At 71.9% G+C, this 24,594-nt stretch carries 23 protein-coding genes; 8 read left to right on the top strand and 15 right to left on the bottom strand.

The window, feature by feature from the left end:
- Positions 1 to 117: 117 nt before the first annotated feature.
- On the bottom strand, positions 118 to 1,551 hold the full coding sequence (gene rox, locus ACZ45T_RS26635) for a rifampin monooxygenase (RefSeq protein ID WP_468445478.1): 1,434 nt from the start codon (positions 1,549 to 1,551) through the stop codon (positions 118 to 120).
- Between the two features lie 235 nt (positions 1,552 to 1,786).
- Between rox and ACZ45T_RS26630 the strand changes: the two genes are divergently transcribed.
- Positions 1,787 to 2,404, top strand: a complete 618-nt coding sequence (locus tag ACZ45T_RS26630) for a TOPRIM nucleotidyl transferase/hydrolase domain-containing protein (protein WP_468445476.1) — start codon at positions 1,787 to 1,789, stop codon at positions 2,402 to 2,404.
- 49 nt (positions 2,405 to 2,453) lie between these two features.
- On the opposite strand, the gene ACZ45T_RS26625 is transcribed toward ACZ45T_RS26630, so the two are convergent.
- Positions 2,454 to 3,632: a M6 family metalloprotease domain-containing protein gene (locus tag ACZ45T_RS26625; protein ID WP_468445474.1), complete on the bottom strand. Its 1,179-nt coding sequence runs from the start codon at positions 3,630 to 3,632 to the stop codon at positions 2,454 to 2,456.
- Positions 3,633 to 3,670: 38 nt separating this feature from the next.
- On the bottom strand, positions 3,671 to 4,936 hold the full coding sequence (locus ACZ45T_RS26620; RefSeq protein ID WP_468445472.1) for an alpha/beta fold hydrolase: 1,266 nt from the start codon (positions 4,934 to 4,936) through the stop codon (positions 3,671 to 3,673).
- 207 nt (positions 4,937 to 5,143) lie between these two features.
- Between ACZ45T_RS26620 and ACZ45T_RS26615 the strand changes: the two genes are divergently transcribed.
- Positions 5,144 to 6,898, top strand: a complete 1,755-nt coding sequence (locus tag ACZ45T_RS26615) for an ABC transporter substrate-binding protein (protein WP_468445470.1) — start codon at positions 5,144 to 5,146, stop codon at positions 6,896 to 6,898.
- A gap of 112 nt (positions 6,899 to 7,010) precedes the next feature.
- Positions 7,011 to 7,982: a LysR family transcriptional regulator gene (locus ACZ45T_RS26610; RefSeq protein WP_468445468.1), complete on the top strand. Its 972-nt coding sequence runs from the start codon at positions 7,011 to 7,013 to the stop codon at positions 7,980 to 7,982.
- 115 nt (positions 7,983 to 8,097) lie between these two features.
- Here ACZ45T_RS26610 and ACZ45T_RS26605 read toward each other — a convergent pair whose 3' ends face one another.
- The 3 genes from ACZ45T_RS26605 to ACZ45T_RS26595 form a co-directional block, all read right to left on the bottom strand.
- Positions 8,098 to 8,892, bottom strand: a complete 795-nt coding sequence (locus ACZ45T_RS26605; protein ID WP_468445466.1) for a 3-hydroxybutyrate dehydrogenase — start codon at positions 8,890 to 8,892, stop codon at positions 8,098 to 8,100.
- A 133-nt stretch (positions 8,893 to 9,025) separates the two neighbouring features.
- On the bottom strand, positions 9,026 to 9,724 hold the full coding sequence (locus ACZ45T_RS26600) for an HAD family hydrolase (protein WP_468445464.1): 699 nt from the start codon (positions 9,722 to 9,724) through the stop codon (positions 9,026 to 9,028).
- Between the two features lie 70 nt (positions 9,725 to 9,794).
- Entirely contained in the window at positions 9,795 to 11,255 is a 1,461-nt protein-coding gene (locus ACZ45T_RS26595) for a L,D-transpeptidase (RefSeq protein WP_468445462.1), read from the bottom strand.
- A gap of 172 nt (positions 11,256 to 11,427) precedes the next feature.
- On the opposite strand from ACZ45T_RS26595, the gene ACZ45T_RS26590 reads away from it, so the two are divergent.
- Positions 11,428 to 11,934 carry a GNAT family N-acetyltransferase gene (locus ACZ45T_RS26590; RefSeq protein ID WP_468445460.1) on the top strand — a complete coding sequence of 169 codons (507 nt, stop codon included), beginning with the start codon at positions 11,428 to 11,430 and terminating at the stop codon, positions 11,932 to 11,934.
- Positions 11,935 to 11,959: 25 nt separating this feature from the next.
- Here the strand turns inward: ACZ45T_RS26590 and ACZ45T_RS26585 are convergent, their stop codons facing one another.
- Entirely contained in the window at positions 11,960 to 12,343 is a 384-nt protein-coding gene (locus tag ACZ45T_RS26585; protein WP_468445458.1) for a VOC family protein, read from the bottom strand.
- Between the two features lie 119 nt (positions 12,344 to 12,462).
- Between ACZ45T_RS26585 and ACZ45T_RS26580 the strand changes: the two genes are divergently transcribed.
- On the top strand, positions 12,463 to 13,092 hold the full coding sequence (locus ACZ45T_RS26580) for a TetR/AcrR family transcriptional regulator (protein WP_468445585.1): 630 nt from the start codon (positions 12,463 to 12,465) through the stop codon (positions 13,090 to 13,092).
- Positions 13,093 to 13,174: 82 nt separating this feature from the next.
- Entirely contained in the window at positions 13,175 to 14,164 is a 990-nt protein-coding gene (locus ACZ45T_RS26575) for an NAD-dependent epimerase/dehydratase family protein (protein ID WP_468445456.1), read from the top strand.
- Positions 14,165 to 14,167: 3 nt separating this feature from the next.
- Here the strand turns inward: ACZ45T_RS26575 and ACZ45T_RS26570 are convergent, their stop codons facing one another.
- Positions 14,168 to 14,827, bottom strand: coding sequence for a MerR family transcriptional regulator (locus tag ACZ45T_RS26570; protein WP_468445583.1), 660 nt, complete (start codon positions 14,825 to 14,827; stop codon positions 14,168 to 14,170).
- A 90-nt stretch (positions 14,828 to 14,917) separates the two neighbouring features.
- Here ACZ45T_RS26570 and ACZ45T_RS26565 point away from each other — a divergent pair, with 90 nt between their 5' ends.
- Positions 14,918 to 15,433: a DUF4188 domain-containing protein gene (locus ACZ45T_RS26565; RefSeq protein ID WP_468445454.1), complete on the top strand. Its 516-nt coding sequence runs from the start codon at positions 14,918 to 14,920 to the stop codon at positions 15,431 to 15,433.
- Between the two features lie 13 nt (positions 15,434 to 15,446).
- On the opposite strand, the gene ACZ45T_RS26560 is transcribed toward ACZ45T_RS26565, so the two are convergent.
- The 7 genes from ACZ45T_RS26560 to ACZ45T_RS26530 all read right to left on the bottom strand — a co-directional run bounded on the left by ACZ45T_RS26560 (position 15,447) and on the right by ACZ45T_RS26530 (position 23,753).
- Positions 15,447 to 16,244 (bottom strand): class I SAM-dependent methyltransferase, encoded by a 798-nt coding sequence (locus ACZ45T_RS26560; RefSeq protein WP_468445452.1) that lies wholly within the window; start codon positions 16,242 to 16,244, stop codon positions 15,447 to 15,449.
- A gap of 210 nt (positions 16,245 to 16,454) precedes the next feature.
- Positions 16,455 to 17,351 carry an ABC transporter ATP-binding protein gene (locus ACZ45T_RS26555; RefSeq protein WP_468445451.1) on the bottom strand — a complete coding sequence of 299 codons (897 nt, stop codon included), beginning with the start codon at positions 17,349 to 17,351 and terminating at the stop codon, positions 16,455 to 16,457.
- Positions 17,348 to 18,349, bottom strand: a complete 1,002-nt coding sequence (locus ACZ45T_RS26550; RefSeq protein WP_468445449.1) for an ABC transporter ATP-binding protein — start codon at positions 18,347 to 18,349, stop codon at positions 17,348 to 17,350. Before ACZ45T_RS26550 ends, ACZ45T_RS26555 begins: the two co-directional genes overlap by 4 nt.
- Complete coding sequence (locus ACZ45T_RS26545) at positions 18,349 to 19,227, bottom strand: ABC transporter permease (protein ID WP_468445447.1); 879 nt, start codon at positions 19,225 to 19,227, stop codon at positions 18,349 to 18,351. Before ACZ45T_RS26545 ends, ACZ45T_RS26550 begins: the two co-directional genes overlap by 1 nt.
- Positions 19,224 to 20,192 carry an ABC transporter permease gene (locus ACZ45T_RS26540; protein ID WP_468445445.1) on the bottom strand — a complete coding sequence of 323 codons (969 nt, stop codon included), beginning with the start codon at positions 20,190 to 20,192 and terminating at the stop codon, positions 19,224 to 19,226. The genes ACZ45T_RS26545 and ACZ45T_RS26540 overlap by 4 nt, the downstream gene beginning before the upstream one ends.
- Positions 20,189 to 21,865, bottom strand: coding sequence for an ABC transporter substrate-binding protein (locus ACZ45T_RS26535; protein WP_468445443.1), 1,677 nt, complete (start codon positions 21,863 to 21,865; stop codon positions 20,189 to 20,191). The genes ACZ45T_RS26540 and ACZ45T_RS26535 overlap by 4 nt, the downstream gene beginning before the upstream one ends.
- A gap of 193 nt (positions 21,866 to 22,058) precedes the next feature.
- Positions 22,059 to 23,753: an amidohydrolase gene (locus ACZ45T_RS26530; RefSeq protein ID WP_468445441.1), complete on the bottom strand. Its 1,695-nt coding sequence runs from the start codon at positions 23,751 to 23,753 to the stop codon at positions 22,059 to 22,061.
- Between the two features lie 127 nt (positions 23,754 to 23,880).
- On the opposite strand from ACZ45T_RS26530, the gene ACZ45T_RS26525 reads away from it, so the two are divergent.
- Positions 23,881 to 24,576, top strand: a complete 696-nt coding sequence (locus ACZ45T_RS26525; protein ID WP_468445439.1) for a TetR/AcrR family transcriptional regulator — start codon at positions 23,881 to 23,883, stop codon at positions 24,574 to 24,576.
- Positions 24,577 to 24,594: the final 18 nt, after the last annotated feature.

The raw sequence follows: 24,594 nt of genomic DNA, 5'->3' as shown, positions 1-24,594 counted from the left end.
CCCGGTCCCGGTCCGGGACCGGGGGCGGGGGCGGGGGCGGGGGCGGGGGCGGGGGCGGGGGCGGGGGCAGGGGCGGGGGCGGGGGCCGGGGGGGCGGGGGCAGGACGCCCCGTCACATCAGCTGGTGGCAGCGCCGAACCACTTGGGCAGGTGGCCGAGCAGATCCTGCTGGTCGTCACCGGCCCACGCCACGTGGCCGTCCGGCCGCAGCAGTACCGCGGGCACGTCCAGTTCCTCGCTGACGTCGACGACGTGGTCGACCCGGTCCGCCCACCCCTCCACCGACAGCCGGCCGGTCTGGTCGAGCAGCAGTCCGCGGCCGCCGTGCATCAGCTCGTAGAGACTCCCCTGCTTCAGCTTCACGTCCCGCATCCGCCGGCCGAGCAGTTCGTGGCCCTCGCCGAAGTCGTAGCCGACCCCGACCGCGGTGATCATCTCCGTCACGTACCGGTTCACCTCCTCGAAGTCCATCAGCTTCGAGAACAGCTCCCGCAGCGCGACCACGCCCGGATCGGTCCCCAGCAGCGTGATCTGCGCGCGGGTGTTGTCCAGCACGCGGGCGCCCACCGGGTGACGTTCGGCGTGGTAGCTGTCCAGCAGCCCCTCCGGAGCCCAGCCGTCCACCGCGGCGGCCAGCTTCCAACCGAGGTTGAACGCGTCCTGCACGCCGAGGTTGAGCCCCTGCCCGCCGGTCGGCGGGTGGATGTGCGCCGCGTCGCCGGCCAGCAGGACGCGGCCGACCCGGTAGCGCTCGGCCTGCCGGGTGGCGTCGCCGAACCGGGACAGCCAAGCGGGCGAGTGCACGCCGAAGTCGGTGCCCGCGAACGCTCGAAGCTGCTGCTTGAACTCCTCCAGGGTGGGCGCGGTCGCACGGTCCTCGGCCACGCCGTCGGCGGGCACGACGATGCGGTGCATCCCGTCCCCGAGGGGAGTGACCCCGAACCGCAGCTGGGTCTTGCGGACTTCCTCGACGGTGGCGGCGATCGTCGCCGGATCCTCGGTCACCTGCATATCGCCCAACAGCGTCTCGACCGTGGCGGGCAGGCCGGGGAAGCCGACGCCGAGCAGCTTGCGCACCGCGCTGCGGCCGCCGTCGCAGCCGACGAGGTAGCGCGAGCGCAGGTGCGTACCTCCCCCACCGGCCAGCTCGACGGTCACCCCGTCCTCGTCCTGGCTCAGCCCGACCAGTTCGCAGCCGCGCCGGATCTCGGTACCGAGTTCGAGCGCACGCTCGCCCAGCAGACGCTCGGTGACCGGCTGCGGGGTGGCGAGGCCGTACGGGTGAGCCGTGTCCACCCGGTCCGGCCACGGCTTCATGATGCCGCCGAAGAGGCCGCCGACCTGGAACTTCTCGCTGACCGCGAGGAACCGGTCCAGCAGACCGCGCTGGTCCATCACTTCGACGCTGCGCGCGTGCAGGCCCTGCCCGCGGGACTCCTTGGTCGGCTCGGTCAGCTTCTCCAGTACGACCACGTGCACGCCGTGCAGCCGCAACTCGGCGGCCAGCATCAAACCGGTCGGTCCACCACCGGCAATGATCACGTCGATCATCTCAACCCCCATGTATGTGCGCAGGTCCTGGCTTCGAATGGCGATTCTGCGGCATGACCGGGGCCTTGCCGCAAGCCCACCGGTGCGCTATACCTTGAGAGTGGCAAGGAGTGAGTGACCTCCTTGCCTTTTCCTTTTGCCGTCCGCTTTCGGCGGACGAGCTCCTCCCCAAGCGGTCGGGCGGGGGTGCCGAAAATTCCGTGCCGTGCCGTCGGTGGAGATGCAGACTCGCTCCATGGCGGACATGCGAGCGTTCCAGGACGAAATCAGTCGCAGGGCGGCCGGCGGGCCCGGCGGTCCGGTGAGTGATCTGGCTGTGCCGCTTGGGGTGCGGACGGCCGTGCTGCTGGAAGGGCCGAGCGACCTCGCGGCCGTTGAGGCGCTGGCCGCACGGCGTGGCCGGGACCTGGCCGCCGAGGGGGTGTGCGTGGTGCCGATGGGCGGGGCGATGAGCGTCGGCCGCTACGCCGGCCTCCTCGGGCCGCCCGGCCTTGGCCTGCGCCTGGTAGGACTGTGTGACAAGGGCGAGCAGGGCTTCTTCGACCGCGGCCTGGAGCGGGCGGGGGCGCCGCGCCAGGACATCTTCGTGTGCGCGGCGGACCTGGAGGACGAGCTCATCCGCGCGCTGGGCACGGCAAGGGTCGAGGAGATCGTCGAGGCCGAGGGCGACCTCCGTGCCTGGCAGACCTTCGTGCGCCAGCCCGCACAGCACGGTCGGCCCCGGCAGCAGCAGTTGCGGCGCTTCCTCGGCACGAAGAAGGGCCGCAAGATCCGCTACGGCCACCTCCTCGTCGAGGGCCTCGACCACGATCAGGTACCGGCCCCCCTCGACGGCCTCTTCGCGAGCCTGTGACCGGCGCGCGACATCGCGAGGCGCAGCCGGTGGCCGGCCGGGAGCCCAGTCAGTCCTTGCTCAGGCGCACCGTGTCTCCCGTGCGTCCGCCCGCGAGGACGTCGATGCGTACGCCGGTCTCGGGGTCGGTGAAGCTCTGTCCGGGTGCGTACGCGGCCAGGTCCAGCGGGGTGCAGCCGGTGGGCGGGGTCGCGGTCGGGTTCGCGTTCATGATCCGTACCGGGCCCTCACCCGTCCGGGCGGCGGAGTCGACCTTGTAGATGAGGACGCCGGTGGAGCAGGCCGACGCGTCGTTGCCCGCAGCGCGGCGGGACTCCGCCACGTACGCCGTCGTCTCGCCGGTCCGCAGCACGGCGATCTTGGTTCCGCCGGGCCGTTCCACCGGGGTCAGCCGTACCGTGCGGCGACCGGACGCGGGCAGGCAGGCGACCTGGTCGTCGCGGGTCCAGCCCAGCTTCCAGGAGTGCCAGCCGAGGTACTGCGGGGCGTGGCCGGCGATGTTGCCCATGACGTCCCAGCCGCCCACGTACTGGTGCGTGGCGCCGGTGAAGGCGTACAGGTCGGGCAGGCCGAAGGTGTGGGCGGTTTCGTGGGCGACGACCTTGTGGCCCCAGCGCCACATGTCCTGTCCGAAGGTGACGGCCCATTTGAGGCGGGTGCCGTCGGCCGTGATGCCGGGGGTCGCCGGGTCGTACAGGTAGGTCGGTGAGAAGGGGATGGCGGTCGCCGTCCTGGCGGGGACGACGTAGACCATGTCGTAGCGGGAGAAGTCCGCGTAGGGGTCGGCGGCCGTGATCGCGTCGCGGAGGTACTTCTCGTGGGCCTCGAAGGTGAGGCCGCGCGCGAAGCCGTAGGAGGTGGAGTCGGCGGGCATCCGGATCCAGCGGCGCAGGGGGGTGTTGTCCAGGCGCAGACGGCCGTGGCTGGCGCGGCCCATCCAGTCGGCGGCCGGGGCGAGGTGAGCGGCGTACGGCTCGGTGGAGTCGGTGGCCGGGGCGTCGGGGAAGTCCACGTACAGCGTCAGGACGCGGCGGGTTCCGGTGGCGGGCTGGAACTGGGTCCGGTCGGTGTCGTGGCCCTCGTCCGTCCAGCCGGTCCGGCCGGGGAGGGCGCAGCCGGCGGCGGGGGGCGGCGAGCCGGGGGCCGCGGCCGCGGTGGGGGCGGACAGGCAGGTGATGAGGGCGACGGCCGTGGCGAGCGACGGCAGGTGGCGGAGCGGGGTGGTCATGTCTCTCCCGTCGGAGGCAGGTTGGGGGGTACGAGCCATTACGCGCGGCCCGCGGCCAGGTCCATCAGGCGCGACAGTGCGCGGCCGCCGGAGGCGGTGACGCCGTCGTGCTCCCATTCGTTGGTGACCCATACCCGGGTGGCGCCGACCTCGCGCGCGGTGCGCAGGGAGAGCCCGGCGTCCACGTACATGTCGTCGTGGTAGACGAGGGCGGCGAGCGGGACCCGGTTGGCGGCGAGGCGGCGGAGGTCGTACAGCGGTGGCCAGTCGGGGCGTTCGGCGAGCAGGTCGGCGGCGTCGGCGAAGGGTCGCAGGCCCTTGATCTCGCGGAACATCCAGGGGTAGATCATTTCTCCGGTGAGCAGGAGGGGGTCGGCGTCCCCGGCGAACTCGGGCAGGGCCTCCATGGCCCTGGACGCCGCCCAGCCGGTCGGGCCCGCGCCCTGGCCGTACAGGGTCTCCTGCATGACGGCGAAGAGCGGGTTGTCGGTGAAGCCGGTCAGGGTCATCACCTGGTGCAGGAAGGTGTCGGTCGGCTTCGCGTCCCCGTCGAGGGATTCGTCGAGGAGCCAGTGGATCCGCTCGAAGCCGTCGCCCATTCCGAGGACGAGGCCGAGTGTGCGCAGGCGGTGGGGGGTGAGCCGGTCGCCGTCGGGCAGGCGCACATCGGTGGCGGCCAGGAGGCGGGCGATCTCGCGCAGCCGGGTGGCGTCGTCGGGGTAGCGGGCGTAGAAGTCGCGGACGCGCTCCCGCACCCGGGGGTAGGTGCGGGCGTAGACGTCGTCGGCGGTGGCCGTGAGGCCGGGCAGGCCGCCGGTGACGTAGCACGCGCGCAGGCCTTCGGGGGCCTGGGAGAGATAGGTGAGGGTGACGAAGCCGCCGTAGCTCTGGCCGAGGGTCTCCCATGGTTCGTCGCCGCACAGCTGCCGGCGGATCAGTTCGGCGTCCGCGACGATCGAGTCGGCGCGGAAGTGGCCGAGATGGTCGGCCAGCCGGGCGGGTGAGGCGAAGCGGGAGGCCGCCCGGGCGGTGACGGGGGTGGAGCGGCCCGTGCCGCGCTGGTCGAGGAGCAGGACCCGGTGGGTCTTGAGGGCTTGGGGCAGCCAGCCGGGTGAACCGGCTGACGGTCTGGGCGACTTGCCGCCGGGTCCGCCCTGCAGATAGAGCAGCCAGGGCAGTTGCGGGCCCGTGTGGTGTGCGTCGCTGACCTCCCGGGCGAAGATCCGGATGGTCGGACCGTGCGGGGCCGCGTGGTCCAGGGGGACGGTGAAGACGTGGTCGACGGTCGCGTACGCGGGGTTCATGGGTCCCTTTCACGGCCGGATGACCGCACAGTGACGTGTGACATTGCGCCACAGCATGGCGCCGCCAACGTGGGCGATGAAGCCCCCACTTACCCATAACTCCGCGCTATGGAGGCGCGACAGTTGTGGGTGCCATTTCACATAACTATGTTACGGGTCACATTCCAGCCTCCTCGGGCTGCCCGACTGTTCACGGAGTGACCACTGATGAACAAGCGCACGCTCCACGCCGTCGCCACCGCCCTGGCGGCGACCGTCACCCTCGTCATGGCCGGCTGCTCCAACGGCGGCCACTCCAACGGCAGTCAGCGGGACAAGGACGCGAAGAACCCCGCACTCGCCAACGCGGGGACCACGGTCGGCGGCACTCCGCAGCAGGGCGGGACGCTGACCGTCCTGTCCAACCAGGACTTCACCCACCTCGACCCGGCCCGCAACTGGGTGATCGGGGACATGGACTTCGCCACCCGGCTGCTCTACCGCACCCTGGTGACGTACAAGGCGGAACCGGGCGCGAAGGGCGGAGAGCTGGTCCCCGACCTCGCCGAGGACCTCGGCGTCTCCTCCAACGGCGCCAAGACCTGGACGTTCAAGCTCAAGAAGGGCCTCACGTACGAGGACGGCACCCCGATCACCGCCCAGGACGTCAAGTACAACGTGGAGCGGTCCTTCTCCCCCGACCTGCCCGGCGGCCCGGACTACGCCGCCCGCTACCTGGCCGGCGCCGAGGGCTACAAGGGCCCCGCACAGGGGCAGCACCTCGACTCGGTCAAGACCCCCGACGACCACACGATCGTCTTCGAACTCCGCAAGCCCTTCGCGGAGTTCCCCAACGCCACCGTCCTGCCCACCTTCGCCCCGGTGCCCAGGGCCCAGGACAAGGGCCCCCAGTACGACAGCCGCCCGTTCTCCTCGGGCCCCTACAAGATCGAGTCGTACGACCGGGACAAGCGGCTGGTGCTGGTCCGCAATCCCCACTGGGACCCGGCGACGGACACCGTGCGCAAGGCGTACCCGGACAAGCTGGTCGTGGTGATGGGGCTGCGGTCCAACCAGATCGACGACCGGCTCGTCGCCTCGGAGGGTGTGGACGCCTCTGCCGTCTCCTGGGGCAAGCTGCGCCCAGAGAGCACCCCCAAGGTGCTCACCAAGGCCGACGTCAGGGCGCGGCTGCTGGCCGAGTCCACCAACTGCACGGAGATGGTGCAGATGCACACCGGCCGGGCCCCCTTCGACGACGTCAAGGTCCGGCAGGCCGTGCAGTACGCCCTGGACCGCGAAGCGGTGCTGACCGCCTCCGGCGGCCCGGCCCTCAACGACCCGGCCACCGCGCTCATGCCCGGCTCGCTCTTCGGGGACAAGCAGCCCGATACGCTCGGGATCCCGGCCACCGGTGACGTGGAGAAGGCGAAGCAGCTCCTGAAGGAGGCCGGCAAGCCGGACGGGTTCACCACCCGCATCACCGTCTCCAACGGTGACAAGGGGGTTGCCGAGGCGATACAGCAGTCCCTGGGCCGGGCGGGGATCAAGGTCACCATCGACGCCGTCGACCCGTCGGCCTTCTACGACACCATCGGTGACACCAAGAACCGCACCGACCTCGTCTACACCGGCTGGTGCCCCGATTACCCCTCCGGCTCCACCTTCCTGCCCTTCCTCTTCGACGGCCGCTACATCAAGGAGAAGGGGAACTCCGGCAATCACTCGCTCTTCCGCGACGAGGCGACGATGAAGCGGATGGACGAGATCGCCGCCATGACCGACGCCGCGCAGGCCAACGACGCGTGGCGGCAGCTGGACGGGGAGATCCTCGCCAAGGCGCCGACGGCGCCCGCCGTCATCGAGCGCATGCCGCTGCTGCTCGGCACCAACATCGCCGGCGCCTTCGGCCACACGTCCTTCGGCGGCCAGCTCGACTACGCCACCATCGGGCTCAAGGACGCCTCCAAGAGCGGAAGCTGAGCAGGCATCACGGACCCGTCACCCCCCCAGAGGTCACATGTGACATTTCACATAGAATTACGGGGACCCGGGTCCTGTCCGAAAGCCGTCGCCGCTCCATAACATGCGCGGCATGGAACTGGAGGTACGGCACCTGCGCGTGCTGTGCGCGATCGCCGAGGCCGGGAGCCTCACCCGGGCCGCCGCCGCGCTGTCCATGACCCAGCCGGGCCTGAGCACGCAGTTGCGCCGCATCGAGTCGATGCTCGGCGGTGACCTCTTCGACCGGCGGCGGGCCGGAGCCACGCCCACGGCCTTCGGTGAGCTGGTGCTGGCCCGGGCCCACGCCGTCCTGCCGGGCATCGACGCCCTCCTCGCCGACACCGCCCGCGCGGCCCGCCACCTGGCGTCCCCGGACCGGGTCCGCGTCGGATCGGTCGGCGCTCCCCTCATCGGCCACCTCGTCCTGGCCATAGGGGCCTTGCTGCCCGAGGCCGAGGTGACCTCCCGGTGCCACTACTCTCCCGTCACGCTCCTGGACGACCTCGCCGCCGGCCGCCTGGAGGCGGCGGTCCTCGGCGACCACCCGGAGCAGGTCCTGCCGCCGCGCGACGGGGTGGTGCTCACCCCCCTGGTCACCGAACCCGTCTTCGCCCTGCTGCCCGCGACGCACCCGCTGGCCGGCCAGGAGGCCGTGTCCCTGACCGAACTCGCCGATCACGACTGGGCGATGCCCCGGCCCGACGGCGACCGCACCCGCGAGTACTGGTCCTCCGTCTGCGCACTGACCGGCCGCCGCCCCTCCGCCCCGCACGAGGCCGAGGGGCGCCAGCTGATCGAACTGGTCCGCGCGGGCCTGGCCGTCAGCCTCTGCCAGGCCACCTTCTCGCAGACCCCCGGCGTCGCGGTCCGCCCGCTCGCCGGAAACCCGCTGTGGTACCGCCACGTCCTGGCCTGGCACCGTGACGGCCCGCTGGCCTCCCACGGCGACGACATCCTGCGCACGGTGGCGGCCGGTTACCTGGACACGTGTGCCGCAAGCCCGGTCTACGCGGACTGGCGCCGACGCCACCCGGACGCGGCCCGCCTTCCTGAGGAGCGGTGACCGGGCCGCAGGTGGAGGAAGCCGGCACCCGGCGCCCCTCCCTCGGTAGAGCTTGCTCACCGCGGTCCGCAGGACGTTCTTCCCCGCCTCCACCGGCGGGGCGGGGGTGGCGCGGTCATGCGGCGGTCCAGCCGCCGTCCAGGGGGATCGAGGCGCCCGTGACGTAGCCGGTGTGCGGGCCGCAGAGCCACAGGACGGCGGCGGCGACCTCTTCCGGCTCGATCAGCCGCTTGACCGCGGAGCGGGTGAGCAGCACGTCGGCGACCACCTGATCGGCTTCGATGCCGTGCGCGGCGGCCTGGGCCGAGATCTGCCGTTCCACCAGCGGTGTGCGGACGTAGCCCGGGTTGACGCAGTTGCTGGTGACGCCGTGCGGGGCTCCTTCGATGGCCGCGACCTTGCTTAGGCCTTCGAGGGCGTGCTTCGCGGTCACATAGCCGGCCTTGAACGCGCTGGCGCGCCGACCGTGCACGCTGGAGATGTTGACGATGCGGCCCCAGCCCTGTGCGCACATGTACGGCAGGGTCTGGCGGAGCAGGAGGAAGGGGGCGTGGACCATGACCCGCTGAATGAGTTCGAACCGGTCCGGCGGGAACTCGGCCAGCGGGGCGACGTGCTGGAGTCCGGCGTTGTTGACCAGGATGTCGATGTGGGTGGGGAGTTCCCCGATGGGCTCGGCCTGCGCCAGGTCCACCACGTGGGCCCGGCCGCCGATCGCCTCGGCGACGGACTTGACCGCGGCGGCGTCCATGTCCACCACGTGTACGTGTGCCCCGGCGGCGGCGAGCGCGACGGCGCAGGCCCGCCCGATGCCGCTGCCGGCGCCGGTCACCATGGCGGTACGGCCCGCCAGGTCGATGCCTGCGGCGGCTGCTGTCCCGTGCAACAAAGGAGGGAATCCGCTTGTCATGGCGGGAATCATCCGGGACTCCCACTCCCCATTCCCATGTGCGTACCCGCCATAGTCGCGCGGGGGGTTGTGTCGGTCCCGCCCAGGGGCGTGCCCCGGTGGCCGGTCACAGCGCCGGGGGCCGATCGGTCGGCTACGAGGGGCCGAGCAGGTCGAGGACCGGGGTCAGTCCGCCCGGGCGCTGAGCGACCGGCAGGTGGTCGACGAAGTGCACCGGGCAGCCCAGGGCCTGCGCGCCGCCGTCCGCGGTGCGGTCGTCGCCGACCATCAGCACATCGGCGGGGGCCAGGCCCAGCCGGTCGCAGGCGGCCTGGAAGATCACCGGGTCGGGCTTCTGCACGCCCAGCTCGAAGGAGAGCACGTAGGCGTCGACCAGTTGGTCCAGTCCGTGCGCGCGGAAGACCGGTCGCAGGTCCCATCCGATGTTGCTCACCACGGCCACCGGGAGCCCCAGCCGGCGCAGTTCACGCAGCGTCGGCTCGGTGTCCGGGTAGGGCTGCCAGGCGTCTGGGGTCATGTGGCGGTCGTAGAGCGGCTGTACCAACTCCGGCGCCGGCAGACCGGCCGCCCGCGCCAACCCTTCGTAGGCGGCGCGGTGTTGATCGGCGCTGAGGTCACGCTCGTGCCAGGGCCTTTCGAGGTGCGTGGGCATGTGCACGGGCGCCGATCCGCCCGGCAGTGCTCCGTACTCCGTCAGCCGTCGCACCACCTCGCCGAACTCCTCCTCGGCCAGCCGTATGCCGGTGGCCGCCAGGGTGGCGCCGAGCCACTCCTCGGTCGACTCGATGCGCAGCAGTGTGCCGGAGAAGTCGAACATCACTCCTTTGATCATGACGTGATCGTAAGGCAGGCCCTATGTGGCCGAGGTGAGGTCGCCGAGGTGAAACGGCCCCGTCAGATGGTCAGGTGGTTGGGTGCAGGCGGGACGGGGTGGTCGGTGAACTCTCCTCGTCGGCATCGACGTCGGCCAGGGCGCTGCCGGCCAGCCAGGTCCGCCAGTCCATGTTCCAGTCGCCGAAACCGTTGGCGAAGGGGGCCATCTTCGCCCCGCCGCTGTTGACCACCTCCACGATGTCGCCTTCGCGGACCATTTCGAAGAACCAGGCGGCGTCCTCGGTGCTCATGCCGGTGCAGCCGTGGCTGACGTTCTCCTCGCCCTGCGCCTCCACCGACCAGGGCGCGGCATGGATGTATTCGCCGCTCCACGTCACACGGGTCGCGTAGAGCACGGGCAGGTCGTAGAACTCCTTGGTGCCGCGCTTGATGCCGACGGAGTCCCCGCGCATCCGGACCTTGGGCTCCTTGCGGAGCACGACCTTGATGCCGCTGCGGGTCCTGAACCCCGCCTTGCCGGTGGTGACCGGGATCGTCCTGATGATCCGTCCGTTGCGGCGTACGGTCATCAGGTGGGCGGCGGAGTCCGTGACGGCCTCGATCCGGTCCGCGATGGTGAACTGCACCGCGTCGGAGGGGCCGCCGTAGTCGTGGTCCCCGACCTCGACCCCGTCGAGACCGCTGCGGACGCGGACCACGGTGTGGGCGGGCCAGTACGTACGCGGCCTGAAGTGCAGAGTCGAGTCGTCGACCCAGTGCCAGGCGCCCTCGACGTGAGGCTCGGAGGTCACCTGGAGTGCCTGCTCCAGCCGGGCGCGCGCCGGGAGGTCGTCGGCGGGCACCGGCCGGCTGAGGGCGGCCGTCACGATCTCCCCCGCACCGTACGTGCCGGGGCCGGGCCCGAACTCGACCGTCAGCCTGCCCCCGTCCGCGGGCGGCGCGGTCCGGAAGGCCATGGTCACGCCGACCGGGGTCCCGGCCGCGTCCTGGGCGCCGACCTGCACGGTGTACGTCTCCCCCGCCCGCAGCGGCTCGGTGTTGAGCCAGCGCTCGCTGTGCGCGGCGAGCTCACCGGCCAGGTGGCGGCCGTGCCCGTCGCGTACGGTCACGTCGGTCAGGCGTCCCGGTTCCCCGAGGGTGATCTCCAACGGCCCGCCGGCGTCGGTGGGAAGCTCCTCCTCCCGCGCCGCGCGTGCCGCGTCGCCGAGGGACGGCTCCTTCAGCAGGGATCCCACCCCGCGGGCGGTGGCCCGTACGCGCTCCTCCTGCCAGGCGCTGCACAGTCCGGGCAGGAACATGCGCGTCGCACACCGCCCGCCGGCGGACCGGTGAACCTCGTGTCCCTCGGGGCCCTGGTCCAGCGCTCTCCCGACCAGGAGGGTGACCGCCGCTTCCCGCGGCGGACCTCCGAGGGTCCGCTCGGCGCTGTCCGCATCGGGCACCCGGCCCGGCGCCGCGGCGACGACCAGCAGGGTCCCCGTCACCGCGGCCACGGCACCCCACGCCTTGGTCGGTCGTGTCCGTCGCATGTGTGGCATAGCCGCATTAAAACGATCTGGGGCCAACATGATGATCATGAACGCGCGCTGCGGCCGAACAGGCAGCCCAAGTGAACTCGTACGGAGCAAGGAACCGCCCCCGCCCGCCTGTGAGTTCGATACCCAGGTGCCCGCGGGCTCTGCGCCCGGAACAATGCGTCCCATGCCTATTCGCACAGCACGCCTGGACGAGCTGACCGCCCTCCAGGACATCGAGCGGGCCGCCGGGCACTGCTTCCGGGCCATCGGCATGGCGGAGATCGCCGACGACGAGCCGCCGGCGCTCGACGAACTCGCCCGGTACCAGCGGGTCGGGCTGGCCTGGGTCGCGGTCGACGGAACCGATGCCCCGGTCGCCTACCTGATCGCCGAGCACGTCGAGGGCAACCTCCACGTCGAGCAGGTGTCCGTACATCCGGACAGTGCGCGCCGCGGTATCGGCCGGTCCCTGCTGGAGCACCTCGCGGAACTCGCGAGGAGCGAGGGGGTGCCCGCCCTGACCTTGACCACCTTCACCGAGGTGCCTTGGAACGCCCCCTATTACGCGCGCTGCGGCTTCCGGCTCCTGGACGACGGCCGGCTCACTCCCGGCCTGCGGGAGATCCGCGAGCGCGAGTCGGCGCACGGCTTGGACCGGTGGCCGCGCGCCTGCATGTGGCGGGACGCGTGAGGACCCCGGCCCGCACGAGGGGACGTCACCGAGGGGCGTTCCATTCGACGAGCTGGATGACGACGCCGTTGGGGTCGGTCATCTGGAAGAGGCGCTCCCCCCAGGGCTCTTCGCGCAGCGGCATGGTGATGGGGGCGCCCGCGTCGCGCAGCCGCGCTTCCTCGGCATCGAGGTCGTCGACCGTGAGCGCCAGGATCAGGCCGGCCGCCCGCCGGTCGCGCTGCTCCGGCGGGAGGACCTCGATGCCCAGGCGGAGCAGCACCACGTCCACCGCCGCGTCCTCGCGGGTCAGGGAGGCGAAACCGTCGGCGGCCGCGGCCACTTGGTAGCCGAGGTGGGTGCAGAGGAACTCGCGGGAGGCGTCCACGTCGGCGACGGTCAGGGAGAGGGTGGAGGTGGTGACGTTCACGGCGGCTCCTCGAAAATCTACTCAGTAGAACTTTACGACGGACGTAACTTTAGGCAGAGCCGTCGACTCGGTCAAGAGTATTTTTACGACCGATGTAAGATTTACTCATGGGCATCGAGATGGGACTCCGCGAGTCCAAGAAGCAGGAGACCAGGCAGCTGATCTCCGACCACGCCACCCGGCTCTTCATCGAGCAGGGCTTCGAACGGACGACCATCGCCGAGATCGCCACGGCGGCCCGCGTCGCCAAGAAGACGGTCACCAACTACTTCGCGCGCAAAGAGGACATGGCCCTCGACCACCACGAGGCGTTCACCCGAAGCCTGGCCCGCGCCGTCACCGGCCGCGCCGACGGCGAGTCCGTACTCTCCGCCCTGCGGCGGGAGTTCCTCACCGCGCTCGAACAGCACGACCCCGTCGCGGGCTTCGCCGGGCCCGAATTCGCCCGCATGATCGCCGACAGCCCCACCCTCACCGCCCGCCTGCGCGAACTCCACGACCAGCGCGAGGAGGCCCTCTCCGGGGCCTTGGCCGCCCTCACCCCCGGCCCGGCCCCCGACATCGCCCCCCGGGCGGCCGCGGCCCTGCTCGCCGCGGCGCACCGCCTGCTGTTCGAGCGCATCCAGGAACTGACCCTGGCCGGCGACTCCAACGACCGGATCACCGCGACGCTGACCCCGGAGGCCGCGCACGTCTTCGACCTCCTCGCCGCCTCCCTCGGGAACCGTACCGATCCGGCGCCGGTGTGACCCGGCGCCCTGTCGCCCCTTCGCCCTTTCGCCCAGTGCGAACCGCAACCTCAGTGCGCCGCCGATGTGTTGAGGTGGTGGGATGGATCTTCTGATATTGGGCGGGACGGCATGGCTGGGCCGGGAGATCGCGCGGCAGGCCCTGGCGCGCGGGCACGAGGTGACCTGCCTGGCGCGCGGCGAGAGCGGTGACGTCGTCCCCGGCGCACGCCTGGTGGCTGCGGACCGGGGAGCGGAGTCCGCCTACGCCGGCCTCCTCGGCCGTGACTGGGACGCCGTCATGGAAGTGTCGTGGCAGCCGGCCTTCGTCCGCGGGGCGCTCTCCGCCCTGGCGGGGCGGGCCCGGCACTGGACCTACGTCTCGTCCATCAGCGCCTACGCCGACCACGCCGCGGTCGGCGCCGACGAGTCGGCCGCGCTGCTGCCTGCGACCGGCCGCCCGTACGTCGAGCGCGACGAGTACGGGGAGGCCAAGGCCGCCTGCGAAGCGGCCGCGCGCGCGGCGGTCGCAGACCGCCTCGTCGTCGCCCGCGCCGGCCTGATCGGCGGCCCCGGCGACCACAGCGGGCGATCGGGGTACTGGGTCGCGCGCGCCGCCCGCGAGGTGGACCAGCCCATGCTCGTGCCCCGCTCCCACGGCCTGCCGACACAGGTGATCGACGTGCGCGACCTCGCGGGCTGGCTGCTGGACCTCGCGCGGCAGGGCGCCGCCGGGACCTTCGACGCCGTGGGGCCCGTCGTCCCGTTCGACGAGTGGGTCGACCTGTCACGGCGAGTGGGCGGCCACGCCGGACCGGTGGCGGCGGCCGACCCGCAGTGGCTGCTCGACCAGGGGGTCGGGCAGTTCATGGGTCCCGAGTCGATGGCCATGTGGATGCCGGACCCCCAGTACGCGGGCTTCTCCTCGCGCGACGGAAGCGCGGCGCGTGCGGCCGGGCTGCGCCATCGCCCCCGCGCGGAGGTGCTGGAGGCCACCCTGCGGTGGGAACGCGCCGAGGGGCTGGACCGCCCCCGCCGAGCCGGCCTGAGCACCGCCCGCGAGCGCGAGCTGCTCACCGCGCTCGGCGGCTGACCGTCAGGACAGGCCGTACCGCCGGGCCGACTCCTCCTCCTGGGCCAGCCGGTGCAGCGCCTTGAGCACCGGCTGGAAGAGGATGGCCGCCGCGACGGCGGTCTCGACCTTCTCCGCCTCGGAGGGGTAGGTGTCCACGAAGTCCAGGTCCCGCATGGCCGCTTGGTGCATCAGCTGGGCGTACGGCGCCATCAGCGCGGCGTCCCACGGGTAGCCGAGCCGGATGAGCGTGGCCACCGCCACCACGAGCGAGCGGTGGACCGGCGAGAGGGCGCCGAGCTCCCGGGCGGTCGACCAGCCCAGCATCTCCAGCAGCCGGTCCACCTCACCGCGCGCGGCGGTGGTGGCCTCGTCCTCACCCTCGCCCCGGCCGTCGTCCGTGTCGGGATCCTGCGGCAGTGCCCACAGGGCCGCGCCCAGGCGGATGGTGCGGCCCAGGGAGTCGTCGTCGACGTGCCGGAGCACTTCCCGGACCGTTGCCACCGGGACGTTGCCGACCTGGATCATCGCGCGTACCAGCCGCAGCCTGCGCAGGTGCCCGTCGTCGTAGTCGGCGGTGGTCGCGCTGACGCGGTGGCCCGGCGCCAACAGCCCTTCGCGCAGGTAGTACTTGATCGTGGCGATGGCGACGCCGCTCCGCTCACTCAACTCCGCGAGCCGCAATCTCTTGAACCTTTCCTTGGCGAGTGCCACTATCTAACCATGTGACGGTTGGATAGCAGCGCTATCCCACAAGGTGACCTGGAGGCCGGCGTGTTCGCGAAACCCTTACCGGGCCGTACCACCGCAGCCGCTGAGGGCGACGTCGTCGTCCTGCTCGTCGGAATGCGCATCAACCACTTCTGGGCCGTCCACCACTGGCTGCCGGTGCTCGTGGCCATGCCCCGCATGCTCCGCGAGCTGGCCAGGGACCGGAGCCGGGGGCTGCTCGGCCACGTGCTGCTCACGGCCTCGCCCCGGACGTACTACGTGGTCCAGTACTGGGAGTCCAAGGAGAAGCTCTACGCGTACGCCGCGGCCCCGGACATGTTCCACCACAAGGTGTGGTCGGTCGTCAACCGCAAGGAGCGGGCCGCCAAGCTGCGCCGCCACGTGGGCGTGTGGCACGAGTCCTACATCGTGCCCGAGGGATCGTACGAGTCGATCTACTTCGACATGCCGCCCTTCGGACTGGCCGCGGCCACCGGGTCCCTTCCCCTGGAGAGCCGCGGCCGACGCGCGGCCGACCGCTTCGCACACCGCTCCGCCGCGGCCGAGACCGCTCGGTGAGCCGGGCCTGCGGTCAGGTGCGGGGCCTGGTCGCGATGGCGGCCCGGACGGGAACGGTCCGGGCGTAGGTGCCCCGCGGGTCGTGCTCCAGCAGGGCTCGGCGCAGTTCGGACTCGAAGGCGTCCTGCCGGTCGCCGAACCGGGCCGGGCTGGAGCAGGGGAAGGAGAACTGGAGGCCGATCAGCTGGTCCACGGTGCAGCGGACGGGCTGCTCCCACGTGATGGTCTCGACGCGGGAGAACGGCGACTTCGCGAGGTGATCGTCCACGTCGTCCAGATCCTCCGGGTGCGCCGCCGGTACGAAGCCCGTGCGGTAGCCCGGCCCGAGGAAGCGCGCGCACACCTCCTCGACGACGGCGAGCCAGGGTGGGCGCGGGCCGTCGGACCCGGCCGGGGAGGTGATGAGGACGATCCCTCCCCGGGGCGCCAGCAGGGTGTCCAGGTCGGCCAGCACCCGGGCTCGCCCCATCCGGTGGAAGGCATTGCCGATCACGCACAGGTCGATCCGCGGCAGGCACAGCCGGCTGACGGCGGCGTCGTCGCCGGTCAGCCAGGAGATGTTCGCGAGGCCGCGCCCCTCCGCAAGCCCGGAACCCTCGGCGAGCATGGCCGGTTCCGGGTCGACGGCGTACACGTGGTCGACCAGCGGGGCCAGGGCCAAGGCGATCGCGCCCGGCCCGGCACCGAGGTCCAGTACGGTCTGGGACCCGTCGAGCGCGAACCGGTCCGCGAGCAGCTCGTAGAGCTCCGCCGGGTACGGCGGCCGGTAGCGGGCGTGGTACGGGGCGGTGGACGCGAACGGGGTGCTCATGGAGGTCCTCCCTGGCCGGGGTTGCATCCGCCGATCCTGGATCACGGCCCGCCGCGCGGGGGCGACTGGCGCACCGAATCCCCCGTACGGATGGCTGCCCACGCGCCGGGCGGCGGGACCTCGCGGCCACGAACCAAACCGAGCAGTTCAGCGACGCGGCCGTCGCGGAGTTCGTCGCCGAGGGCTACTCGGCGGCCTCGGTGGACACCGTCAAGCGGGCGGTCGGTGACCTCCCCCGGTGAACGGGTCGAGCCGGCGTCGGCGGCGGCTGATCGAGTCGGGGTCCCAGCCCGGGCGGGGCACGGACGCCAGCAGCAGCCGCGTGTAGGGGTGTTCCGGGGAGGAGAGCAGCTCGGAGACCGGGCGGTGCTCCATGGTCCGGCCCCGGTACATGACGAGGGCCTCGTCGCAGACGTAGCGGACGACGGCCAGGTCGTGGCTGACGAAGACCAGCCCGATGCCGGTGTCGCGCCGGATGTCCGACAACAGGTTGAGCACCTGCGCCTGCACGGACACGTCCAGGGCCGACACCGCCTCGTCGAGCACCAGCACGGCCGGTTCCACCGCCAGCGCCCTGGCGATCGCGGCGCGTTGGCGCTGCCCGCCCGAGAGGCGGCGGGGCAGGGCTGCCGCCTCGCGGTCGCCCAGGCCCACCTGGGCCAGCAGCTCCCTGACCCGTGCGGCCCGTGCCGCACGGTCGTGGGACCCGTGCAGCCGGAGCACGCCGTCGATGGTCGCGCCGATGCTGATCCGGGCGTCCAGGGAGAGGTAGGGGTCCTGGAAGACGATCTGGACGGCCTTGGCGCGCGCCAGCCGCGCCGCCCTCCCCCGTACGGACATGGCCAGCGGCTCGCCCTGTACGAGGATCTCGCCCGCGTCCGGGCGTTCGAGGCCGATCAGCATCCGGGCCGTGGTGGTCTTCCCCGAGCCGGACTCGCCGACGATGCCGAGGGCGCCGCCCTGCTGGAGGGTGAAGGACAGGTCGTCGACCGCGAGGACCTCCGTACCGCCGGCCGTCCGGTAGGTCTTGCGCAGGCCGCTCACCCGCAGGAGCGCGGGGGTTGGGGTGGAGGTGGGGGTGGGGGTGTGGGTGGTGTCGCTGGTCAACTGTCCTCCTTGCAGAGTGCGAGGGAAGGGGCCGGTGCCGTGGCCAGTTCGGCGGCGCGGTGGCACGCCACCTCCGCCGGGCCGTGCTGTAGCAGCGGGGGCGGGGACTGGTCGCAGCGGCCGGGCTCGGCGAAGCGGCAGCGGGGCGCGAAGGCGCAGCCGGGAGCGGTCTCCAGCAGTCCCATCGGGGCGCCGGGGATGGGGGTGAGGCGGCCGAGCGGACCCTCGAGGGGCGGTGAGGAACCGAGCAGGCCCGCGGTGTACGGGTGCCGGGGGCGGGTGAAGAGCTCGGTGACGGGCGCCGTCTCGACGATCCTGCCCGCGTACATCACGTAGATCCGGTCGCTGACCGCGGCCGCGAGCTCGATGTCGTGGGTGATGAGGAGGAGTCCGAGGTCCCGTTCGCGTTGGAGCCGTCCCAGGATGGCCAGGATCTCGGCCTGGGTGCTGACGTCGAGCGCGGTGGTCGGTTCGTCGCACAGCAGCAGCCGGGGTTCGGCGGTGAGGGCCGCCGCGATCACGACGCGCTGGAGCATTCCGCCGGAGAGCTCGTGCGGGTACTGGTTCATGTGCCGGGCGGGGTCGGGCAGGCCGACCGCGCCCAGCAGTTCGGCTGCCCGGGCGTTGGCCTGGGCCTTGGACCAGCCGTGGACCAGGCGCAGCGGCTCGGTGAGGAAGTCCCCGACGCGGCGTACCGGGTTGATGGCGGCGCGGGGATCCTGGTAGATCATCGCCGCCTTGTTCGTACGTACGTCGCGCAGGCTCGCGGCGTCGGCGCCGACCAGGTCGATCCCGTCGACGCGTACCCGGCCGCCGACGTCGGCGCCCGCCGGGAACAGGCCGAGGGCGGCGCGGGCGGTGACCGATTTCCCCGAGCCGGATTCACCGACCAGGGCGACGACCTCCCCGGCGGCGACCCGCAGGCTGACGCCGTCGAGGATCGGGCGGGCCATGGCGGGCAGGGTGACGCCGAGGGCGTCGTATTCGAGCAGTGTCATCAGGAGTCCCTCCCCGCGAGCCGGTCGCCGAGGTTCTCCCCGACGACGTTGAAGGCGACGACCACCAGGACGACCGCCACGGCCGGCGCGATCGCGGACAGCGGCTGCCCTTGCAGCACGGCCGCCTGCCCCTGGTTGATCATGGCGCCCCAGTCCGGGGTCGGCGGCTGTACGCCCAGCCCCAGGAACGAGAGGGCGGCGAGGTCGAGCAGCGCGTATCCGAAGTTCACCGTCGACTGGGCGAGCAGGGTCGGGGCGATGTTCGGCAGCATCCTGCGTACGGTGACGAACAGGGCGGAGTGCCCCTGTACCTGGTAGGCGGCGATGTAGGGCCGGGCCTTCTCCTGCACGGCCAGGCCGCGCACCAGGCGTGCGGTGTACGGCATGTAGGCGATCGCCATGGCGAGCACCGGGGCCGTCATCCCCTTGCCGAAGAGGGCCACCGCCAGGATCGCCAGCAGCAGCGCGGGGAAGGCGAACACCACGTCGAGCACCCGGCCGGCCATGGCGTCGATCCATCCGCCGCGCCAGGCGGTGAACAGGCCGACGGCTACGCCCAGGACGGTGGAGAACAGCACCACCGCGAGGGGTCCGGCGAGGCTGGTCCGGGTACCGACGATCAGTGCCGAGAGGGTGTCGTGGCCGCCCTGGTCGGTGCCCAGCCAGTGGCCGGCGCTCGGGCCCAGGAGGGTGTCGCCGAGCTGGCCGAAGGTCGGGTCGTAGGGCGCGAGCCAGGGTCCCAGCAGCGCGACGAGGACGAACAGGACGAGGAGGAGCAGGCAGGCCTGCTGGAGCCGGCTGCCGCCGAGGGTCCGCAGGCGCGTCAGCGGGCGGCGGCGCCCGGCCGCCAGTGCGGTCTGTGCGGTCTGTGCGTTCACCGGGCGCTCCCCGCTGCCGCCATGCGCGGATCGATCAGCGGGTGGACCAGGTCGACGAGGGCGTTGACCACGACGAACGCGGCCACCACCAGCAGGACGATCGCCTGGACCACCTGGAAGTCCAGCTGGTCCACCGACTGCACCAGCAGGGAACCCACTCCGGACATGCCGAACGCGGTCTCCACGATCGCGGTGCTGACGAGCATTCCCGAGACCAGGAGCGCGGAGACCGTCACGATCGGTCCCAGCGCGTTGCGCAGTACGTGGCGCCGGATGACGGTCCGGCGGGGTGTTCCGCGGCTCAGGGCCACCTCGACGTGTTCGCGGCGCAGTTCGTCGAGCATCGCCGAGCGGGTCACCCGGGTCACCAGCGCCACGAAGGTCACGGACAGGGCCGCGGCCGGAAGCACCACGTGGTGCAGTCGGTCGAGGATGCCGGTGCCGTTCCCGATGGTGGGGAACCAGCCCAGCTGCACCCCCAGTACCGACCTGAGCAGGAGGGCTGCGACGAAGGCGGGCGCCGCGGCGCCCACGGTCACCAGCAGCATCAGGGAACGGTCGGTCCGCGTGCCCCGGCGCAGCGCGCCGACCACGCCGGCGCCGATGCCCACGACCGCGATCATCAGGGCCGATACCCCGATCAGCAGCATGGAGGCGGGCAGGCGCGACCAGATGACGTCGCCGACGTCCTGGTGGAAGAGGTAGGAGCGGCCGAAGTCGCCGTGCAGGACCCCCTCCAGCCAGTTCCAGTAGCGGACCAGGAACGGCTCGTCGAAGCCGTACTGGCGGCGGATCTCGGCGAGTTCCTCCGGGCCGGGGCTGCGCCCCTTCACCAGGAAGGCGGCGGGGTCCCCCGGCGCGAGGAACAGCGAGGAGAAGACGAGGAAGGAGGTGACGAGCAGGGTCGCCGCCATGCCGGCCAGCTTGCGCAGCACCCGTCCGGCCCGGGTCACCGCGTGCGTCATCCCTTCGCTCCGATCTCGGCCGCCCACGGGTAGTAGAGGTAGGCGATGGAGGGCTGGACGCCGGTGATCCGCTTGCCGAGGAACACGCTCACGGGCTGGGTGTAGAGGGGCAGCCAGGGCAGTTCCTTCATGGCGATCCGCTGGGCCTCGGCGTTGGCGGCCGTGTGCTCGACGGGGTCGTAGCTTCCGATGGCCCGGTCGACGGCCGCGTCGAAGGCGGGGTCGGACCAGTTGCCGTAGTTGCTGTACGCGCCGGTCTGGAGGGAGCCGTACATGTCCAGCGGGTCGGTGATGGACGTGTACCAGAAGGTGAGGAAGAGGTCGATGCCCTCACGTGCGGCCGGGTCGGTGAAGAGCGTCGTGTACTTCTCCGCGGAGAGGGAGTCGATCTGCGGCTTCAGTCCGATGGCCGTGGCGGCCTGGGCGACGGCCTGGGTGATGATCGTGGTCTGGGAGTCCAGCGGACTGGTCGCGATCACGATCTTCTGGCCGTTCACTCCGGCCTCGGCGGCGAGCGCCTTGGCCTTGGCCGGGTCGTACGGGTACTTGGGCAGTTCCTTGAGGAGGGCCTCGCGGGTCGCGGCGGGCGCGTCGTTCCAGAGGTTGTCGGTCACGAGCGAGTCGGCGACTTCACCGACCCCGCCGGCGCCGGCCTTGACGATGCCCTTGCGGTCGATGGCCATGAGCAGGGCCTGGCGCACGCGGGCGTCGCCGAGCGGGCCCTTGAGGTTGCCGACCACCTCGTCGGCGACCGAGGTGTTGCGGCCGAAGTAGAGCGTTCCGGCCTGGGTGTCGCGCAGTTGGGCGTAGGCGTTCGGCGGGACCATCCAGCCGCCGTCGACCTCTCCGCTCTGGAAGGCGTTGACGCGGGTCGTCGCATCGCCCAGGAAGACGAACTTCACCTGGCCGGACTTGGCCTTGAGCGCGGGGTTCCAGTAGTCGTCGAAACGCTTGAGGGTGAGCGACTGGCCGGAGGTCCACGAGTCGAAGGAGAAGGGACCCGTGCAGTTCACGCCGGTCTGCGGATTGCCGTAGTTCTTGCCGGCCTTGGCGAGGGTGGCGGCGGACTCGATGGTGCCGGGGCTGGCGGCGAGGTACTTGTTGAAGGTGGAGTCGGGCTGCGTCAGGGTGACGGTGACTTCCATCGGCCCGGTCCGGTCCACGGACTTGACGTTGCGGAAGGGGTAGGCCCAGACGCTGGCCGTCTCCGGGGCGAGGTTGCGGCGCAGGGAGGCGACGACGTCGTCGGCGGTGAGCTTCGCACCGTCGTGGAACTGCACGCCGGGGCGGATCTGGTAGACCCAGGTGGTGGGGGTCGGGTTGGTGTACGAGGACGCGAGGTTCGGCGAGGTCGTCAGGTCCGGGTTCCAGCGCAGCAGGCTCTCGCAGACGTTGGCGAGGACCTGGTTGGGCGGGTAGTCGAAGGAGTAGGCGTAGTCGATGGTGGTGGGCTCCGCGTACATCGACCAGGTGAAGGAGTCCACGTCGCCGGTGGCGGTCGGCGTCTTGTCGGTGAGCTGGTAGGCGGTGGCCGCGTCCTTCGCCTGGCCGGCGGTGCCGCTGCACGCGGTGGTGATGAGCACCGTGGCCGCCGCGAGGGCGGCCCCTGCGGCGTGGCGGATCCGTCGGCGTCGCGGCGCGCGGTCGGCGGCGGGCGATGTGGCTGATGACATCGTCTGGCTCCCTGAGGGGTGAGCATGGTGGGGTACGTGGTGCTCGGCCGGTGGCGGCCCGGCCGGTGACTGACCGATCCGCCGGCAGTCCGTGATCGGTGCGTACGTGCCTGCGCGCGGGCGGCGGGCGTGCCTGCGGGCAGGCGGCGGGCGTGCCTGCGGGCGGGTGGACGGGTGGGCGGGCGCCGGTGTGTCAGTCCGTCGCGGCGAAGACGAGTTCGCCGTCGATGTAGGTCCGGAGCACCCGGGTGCCGGCGATCTCCTCGCTGGGGTGTGCGAAGGGATCCCGGTCGAGGACGACGAGGTCCGCGTACTTGCCCACCTCGACGGTGCCGGTGACCTCGTCGAGGTGGTTCGCCCAGGCGCTGCCCGCGGTGTAGGCGGTCAGGGCCTGGGAGAGGGTCAGGGCCTGCTCCGGGAAGAAGGGCGCCATGGGTTCGAACGTCCCGGACGAGTTGGGGGCCTCGTCGGGTACGGCGCGGTTGACGGCGACGTGGATGCCCCACAGCGGGTTGGGGCTGCTCACCGACCAGTCGCTGCCGGCGACGAGGCGGGCCCCGGCGCGCTGCAGGTCGCCGAACGGGTACTGGAGGGCGGCCCGTTCGGGCCCCAGGAAGGGGATCGTCAGCTCGTCCATCTGGGGCTCGTGCGCGGCCCACAGCGCCTGGATGTTGGCCGCCGCGCCCAGGCTCGCGAAGCGCCCGATGTCGTCGGGGTGGACGATCTGCAGGTGGGCGAGGTGGTGGCGGTTGTCGTTGGCGCCGTTGGCCGTACGGGCCGCCTCGAGTGCGTCGAGCACCTCCCGCACGGCCCGGTCGCCGAGGGCGTGGAAGTGGAGCTGGAAGCCCGCGCGGTCGAGCTGGGACACCGCCTCGGTGAGCAGGTCGGGGTCGATGAAGCTCAGCCCGGAGTTCCCGGTGGCGCAGCCGCAGCCGTCGAGGTAGGGCTCCAGCAGGCCGGCCGTGAAGTTCTCGGCGATGCCGTCCTGCATGATCTTCACGCTGGTGGCGTTGAAGCGGCCCACCTGGCCGGTGCGCCGGCGCTCCTCCAGCTCGGGTATCTGCTCCAGGCCGCGTTCGCGGTCCCACCACAGGGCGCCCACGACGCGTGCCCGCAGGGAGCCCTCCTCGGCGGCGCGGAGGTAGACGCCGAAGTTGTCGGGGTTGCCGGGGAACGCGCCGATCATGGCGTCCTGCCAGCTGGTCACGCCGAGGGAGAACAGGTGCTCCTGCGCGGCGAGCAGGCCCGCGTGCGCCTCGTCCGGTGTCGCGATGGGCACGTGGCGGGCGACCAGGTCCACGGCGCCCTCCTGGAGGGTGCCGGCGGGAGTGCCGTCCGGCTCCCGCTCGATGCGCCCGTCCGCCGGGTCGGGAGTGCTGCTGTCAACACCCGCGAGCCGGAGCGCCCGGGTGTTGACCCAGGCTCCGTGACCGTCCCGGTTGGTGAGCATGACGGGCCGGTCCGGCACCACCTCGTCGAGCATGGCGCGGGTGGGCGTGCCCCCGGGGAAGATGTCCATGGACCAGCCGCCGCCGCGGATCCAGGCCACGTCGGGGTGTTCCTTGGCGTACGCGGCCACCACCGCCAGGTAGCCCTCGATGGAGCGCTCCTCCGCCAGGTCGCAGCCGAGCATCAGCACGCCGGCCACGGCCGGGTGGACGTGGGCGTCCTGGAACCCGGGGACGAGCAGGCCGCCCGCCAGGTCGACCACCTCGGTGTCCTCGTCCGCGAGGGAGCGGACGGTGGCCGCGTCGGCGACGGCGAGGATCCGTCCGCCCCCGATGGCGACGGCCGCGTCGACCGGGGCCGGGCCGGTCCCGGTGAAGACCTTTCCGCCCACGAATACGGTGTCGGCCCGCTGCCCGGTCCGCTGCCTGTTGTTGGACATCGACGCATCCTCCGGCTCGGCGGGCGGACCCGCTCGGCTTGTTGTTGAGGAGGAGTGAACGGGAGCGCAACAATGTTGTCAACGGTGTTGCGCTCCCTCTGTTCCAAATCGATACACTGGCCGCACCATGCCGAAGCCATCCGACACTCCCGCCCGGTCCAAGCGCGCGGGCAGCCAGCTCACACCCGACGCGATCATCGAAGCGAGCCTGCGCATCGCGGCTCGCGGCAGCGAGGACGCCTTCACCGTCCGGCGCCTCGGCGAGGAACTCGGCGCCGATCCGACCGCGATCTACCGGCACTTCCGCGACAAGGACGAGCTGCTGCTGTCCGTCGCGGACCGCACGCTGGGCGAGGTGCTCGACAGCATCCCCGAGGGCCTCGACTGGAAGGACCGGCTGCGGGCGCTCGCCGACGGTTCCCTGGAGGTCGCGCTCAAGTACCCGGTCGTCGGATCGACCATGGCCAGCCGGACCACCCGGCGGCCCAACGAGTTCCGGGTCGTCGAGCTCATCCTCGGCGCCGTCACGGAGGCCGGGCTCACCGGCGCCGAGGCGGCCGTCCACTACCGGATGGTCGGCGACTCGCTCCTCGCCTACGTCGGCCAGCGCGCCGCCTACCTGCTCTTCCCCCCGGACATCCGGGAGGCCGACGAGTCCTCCTGGAGCCGCGAGTACCGCCTGCTCGACGCCCAGGGCTTCCCCCACATCAACCGACTGAGCACCGAGCTCGCCGAGGTGACGGACGAGCAGATCTTCGAGGCCAGGGTCGAGGCACTGATCACCGCGATCGAGAAGCGGGTCGAGGCCCTCCGCACCTCCTGACCCCCTTCGCCCTCACCT

The sequence above is a fragment of the Streptomyces sp. NPDC030995 genome (assembly GCF_055571215.1).
This window is presented reverse-complemented; position numbering and strand designations above follow the sequence as displayed.

Bases quoted from the DNA above. Each gene is read 5' to 3' on its own strand.
- ACZ45T_RS26595 (WP_468445462.1), bottom strand. From the start codon at position 11,255: ATGCGACGGACACGACCGACCAAGGCGTGGGGTGCCGTGGCCGCGGTG.
- ACZ45T_RS26600 (WP_468445464.1), bottom strand. From the start codon at position 9,724: ATGATCAAAGGAGTGATGTTCGACTTCTCCGGCACACTGCTGCGCATC.
- ACZ45T_RS26590 (WP_468445460.1), top strand. From the start codon at position 11,428: ATGCCTATTCGCACAGCACGCCTGGACGAGCTGACCGCCCTCCAGGAC.
- ACZ45T_RS26610 (WP_468445468.1), top strand. From the start codon at position 7,011: ATGGAACTGGAGGTACGGCACCTGCGCGTGCTGTGCGCGATCGCCGAG.
- ACZ45T_RS26530 (WP_468445441.1), bottom strand. From the start codon at position 23,753: ATGTCCAACAACAGGCAGCGGACCGGGCAGCGGGCCGACACCGTATTC.
- ACZ45T_RS26575 (WP_468445456.1), top strand. From the start codon at position 13,175: ATGGATCTTCTGATATTGGGCGGGACGGCATGGCTGGGCCGGGAGATC.
- ACZ45T_RS26540 (WP_468445445.1), bottom strand. From the start codon at position 20,192: ATGACGCACGCGGTGACCCGGGCCGGACGGGTGCTGCGCAAGCTGGCC.
- ACZ45T_RS26630 (WP_468445476.1), top strand. From the start codon at position 1,787: ATGGCGGACATGCGAGCGTTCCAGGACGAAATCAGTCGCAGGGCGGCC.
- ACZ45T_RS26605 (WP_468445466.1), bottom strand. From the start codon at position 8,892: ATGACAAGCGGATTCCCTCCTTTGTTGCACGGGACAGCAGCCGCCGCA.
- ACZ45T_RS26535 (WP_468445443.1), bottom strand. From the start codon at position 21,865: ATGTCATCAGCCACATCGCCCGCCGCCGACCGCGCGCCGCGACGCCGA.
- ACZ45T_RS26615 (WP_468445470.1), top strand. From the start codon at position 5,144: ATGAACAAGCGCACGCTCCACGCCGTCGCCACCGCCCTGGCGGCGACC.
- ACZ45T_RS26625 (WP_468445474.1), bottom strand. From the start codon at position 3,632: ATGACCACCCCGCTCCGCCACCTGCCGTCGCTCGCCACGGCCGTCGCC.
- ACZ45T_RS26550 (WP_468445449.1), bottom strand. From the start codon at position 18,349: ATGACACTGCTCGAATACGACGCCCTCGGCGTCACCCTGCCCGCCATG.
- ACZ45T_RS26525 (WP_468445439.1), top strand. From the start codon at position 23,881: ATGCCGAAGCCATCCGACACTCCCGCCCGGTCCAAGCGCGCGGGCAGC.
- ACZ45T_RS26620 (WP_468445472.1), bottom strand. From the start codon at position 4,936: ATGAACCCCGCGTACGCGACCGTCGACCACGTCTTCACCGTCCCCCTG.
- rox (WP_468445478.1), bottom strand. From the start codon at position 1,551: ATGATCGACGTGATCATTGCCGGTGGTGGACCGACCGGTTTGATGCTG.
- ACZ45T_RS26560 (WP_468445452.1), bottom strand. From the start codon at position 16,244: ATGAGCACCCCGTTCGCGTCCACCGCCCCGTACCACGCCCGCTACCGG.
- ACZ45T_RS26580 (WP_468445585.1), top strand. From the start codon at position 12,463: ATGGGACTCCGCGAGTCCAAGAAGCAGGAGACCAGGCAGCTGATCTCC.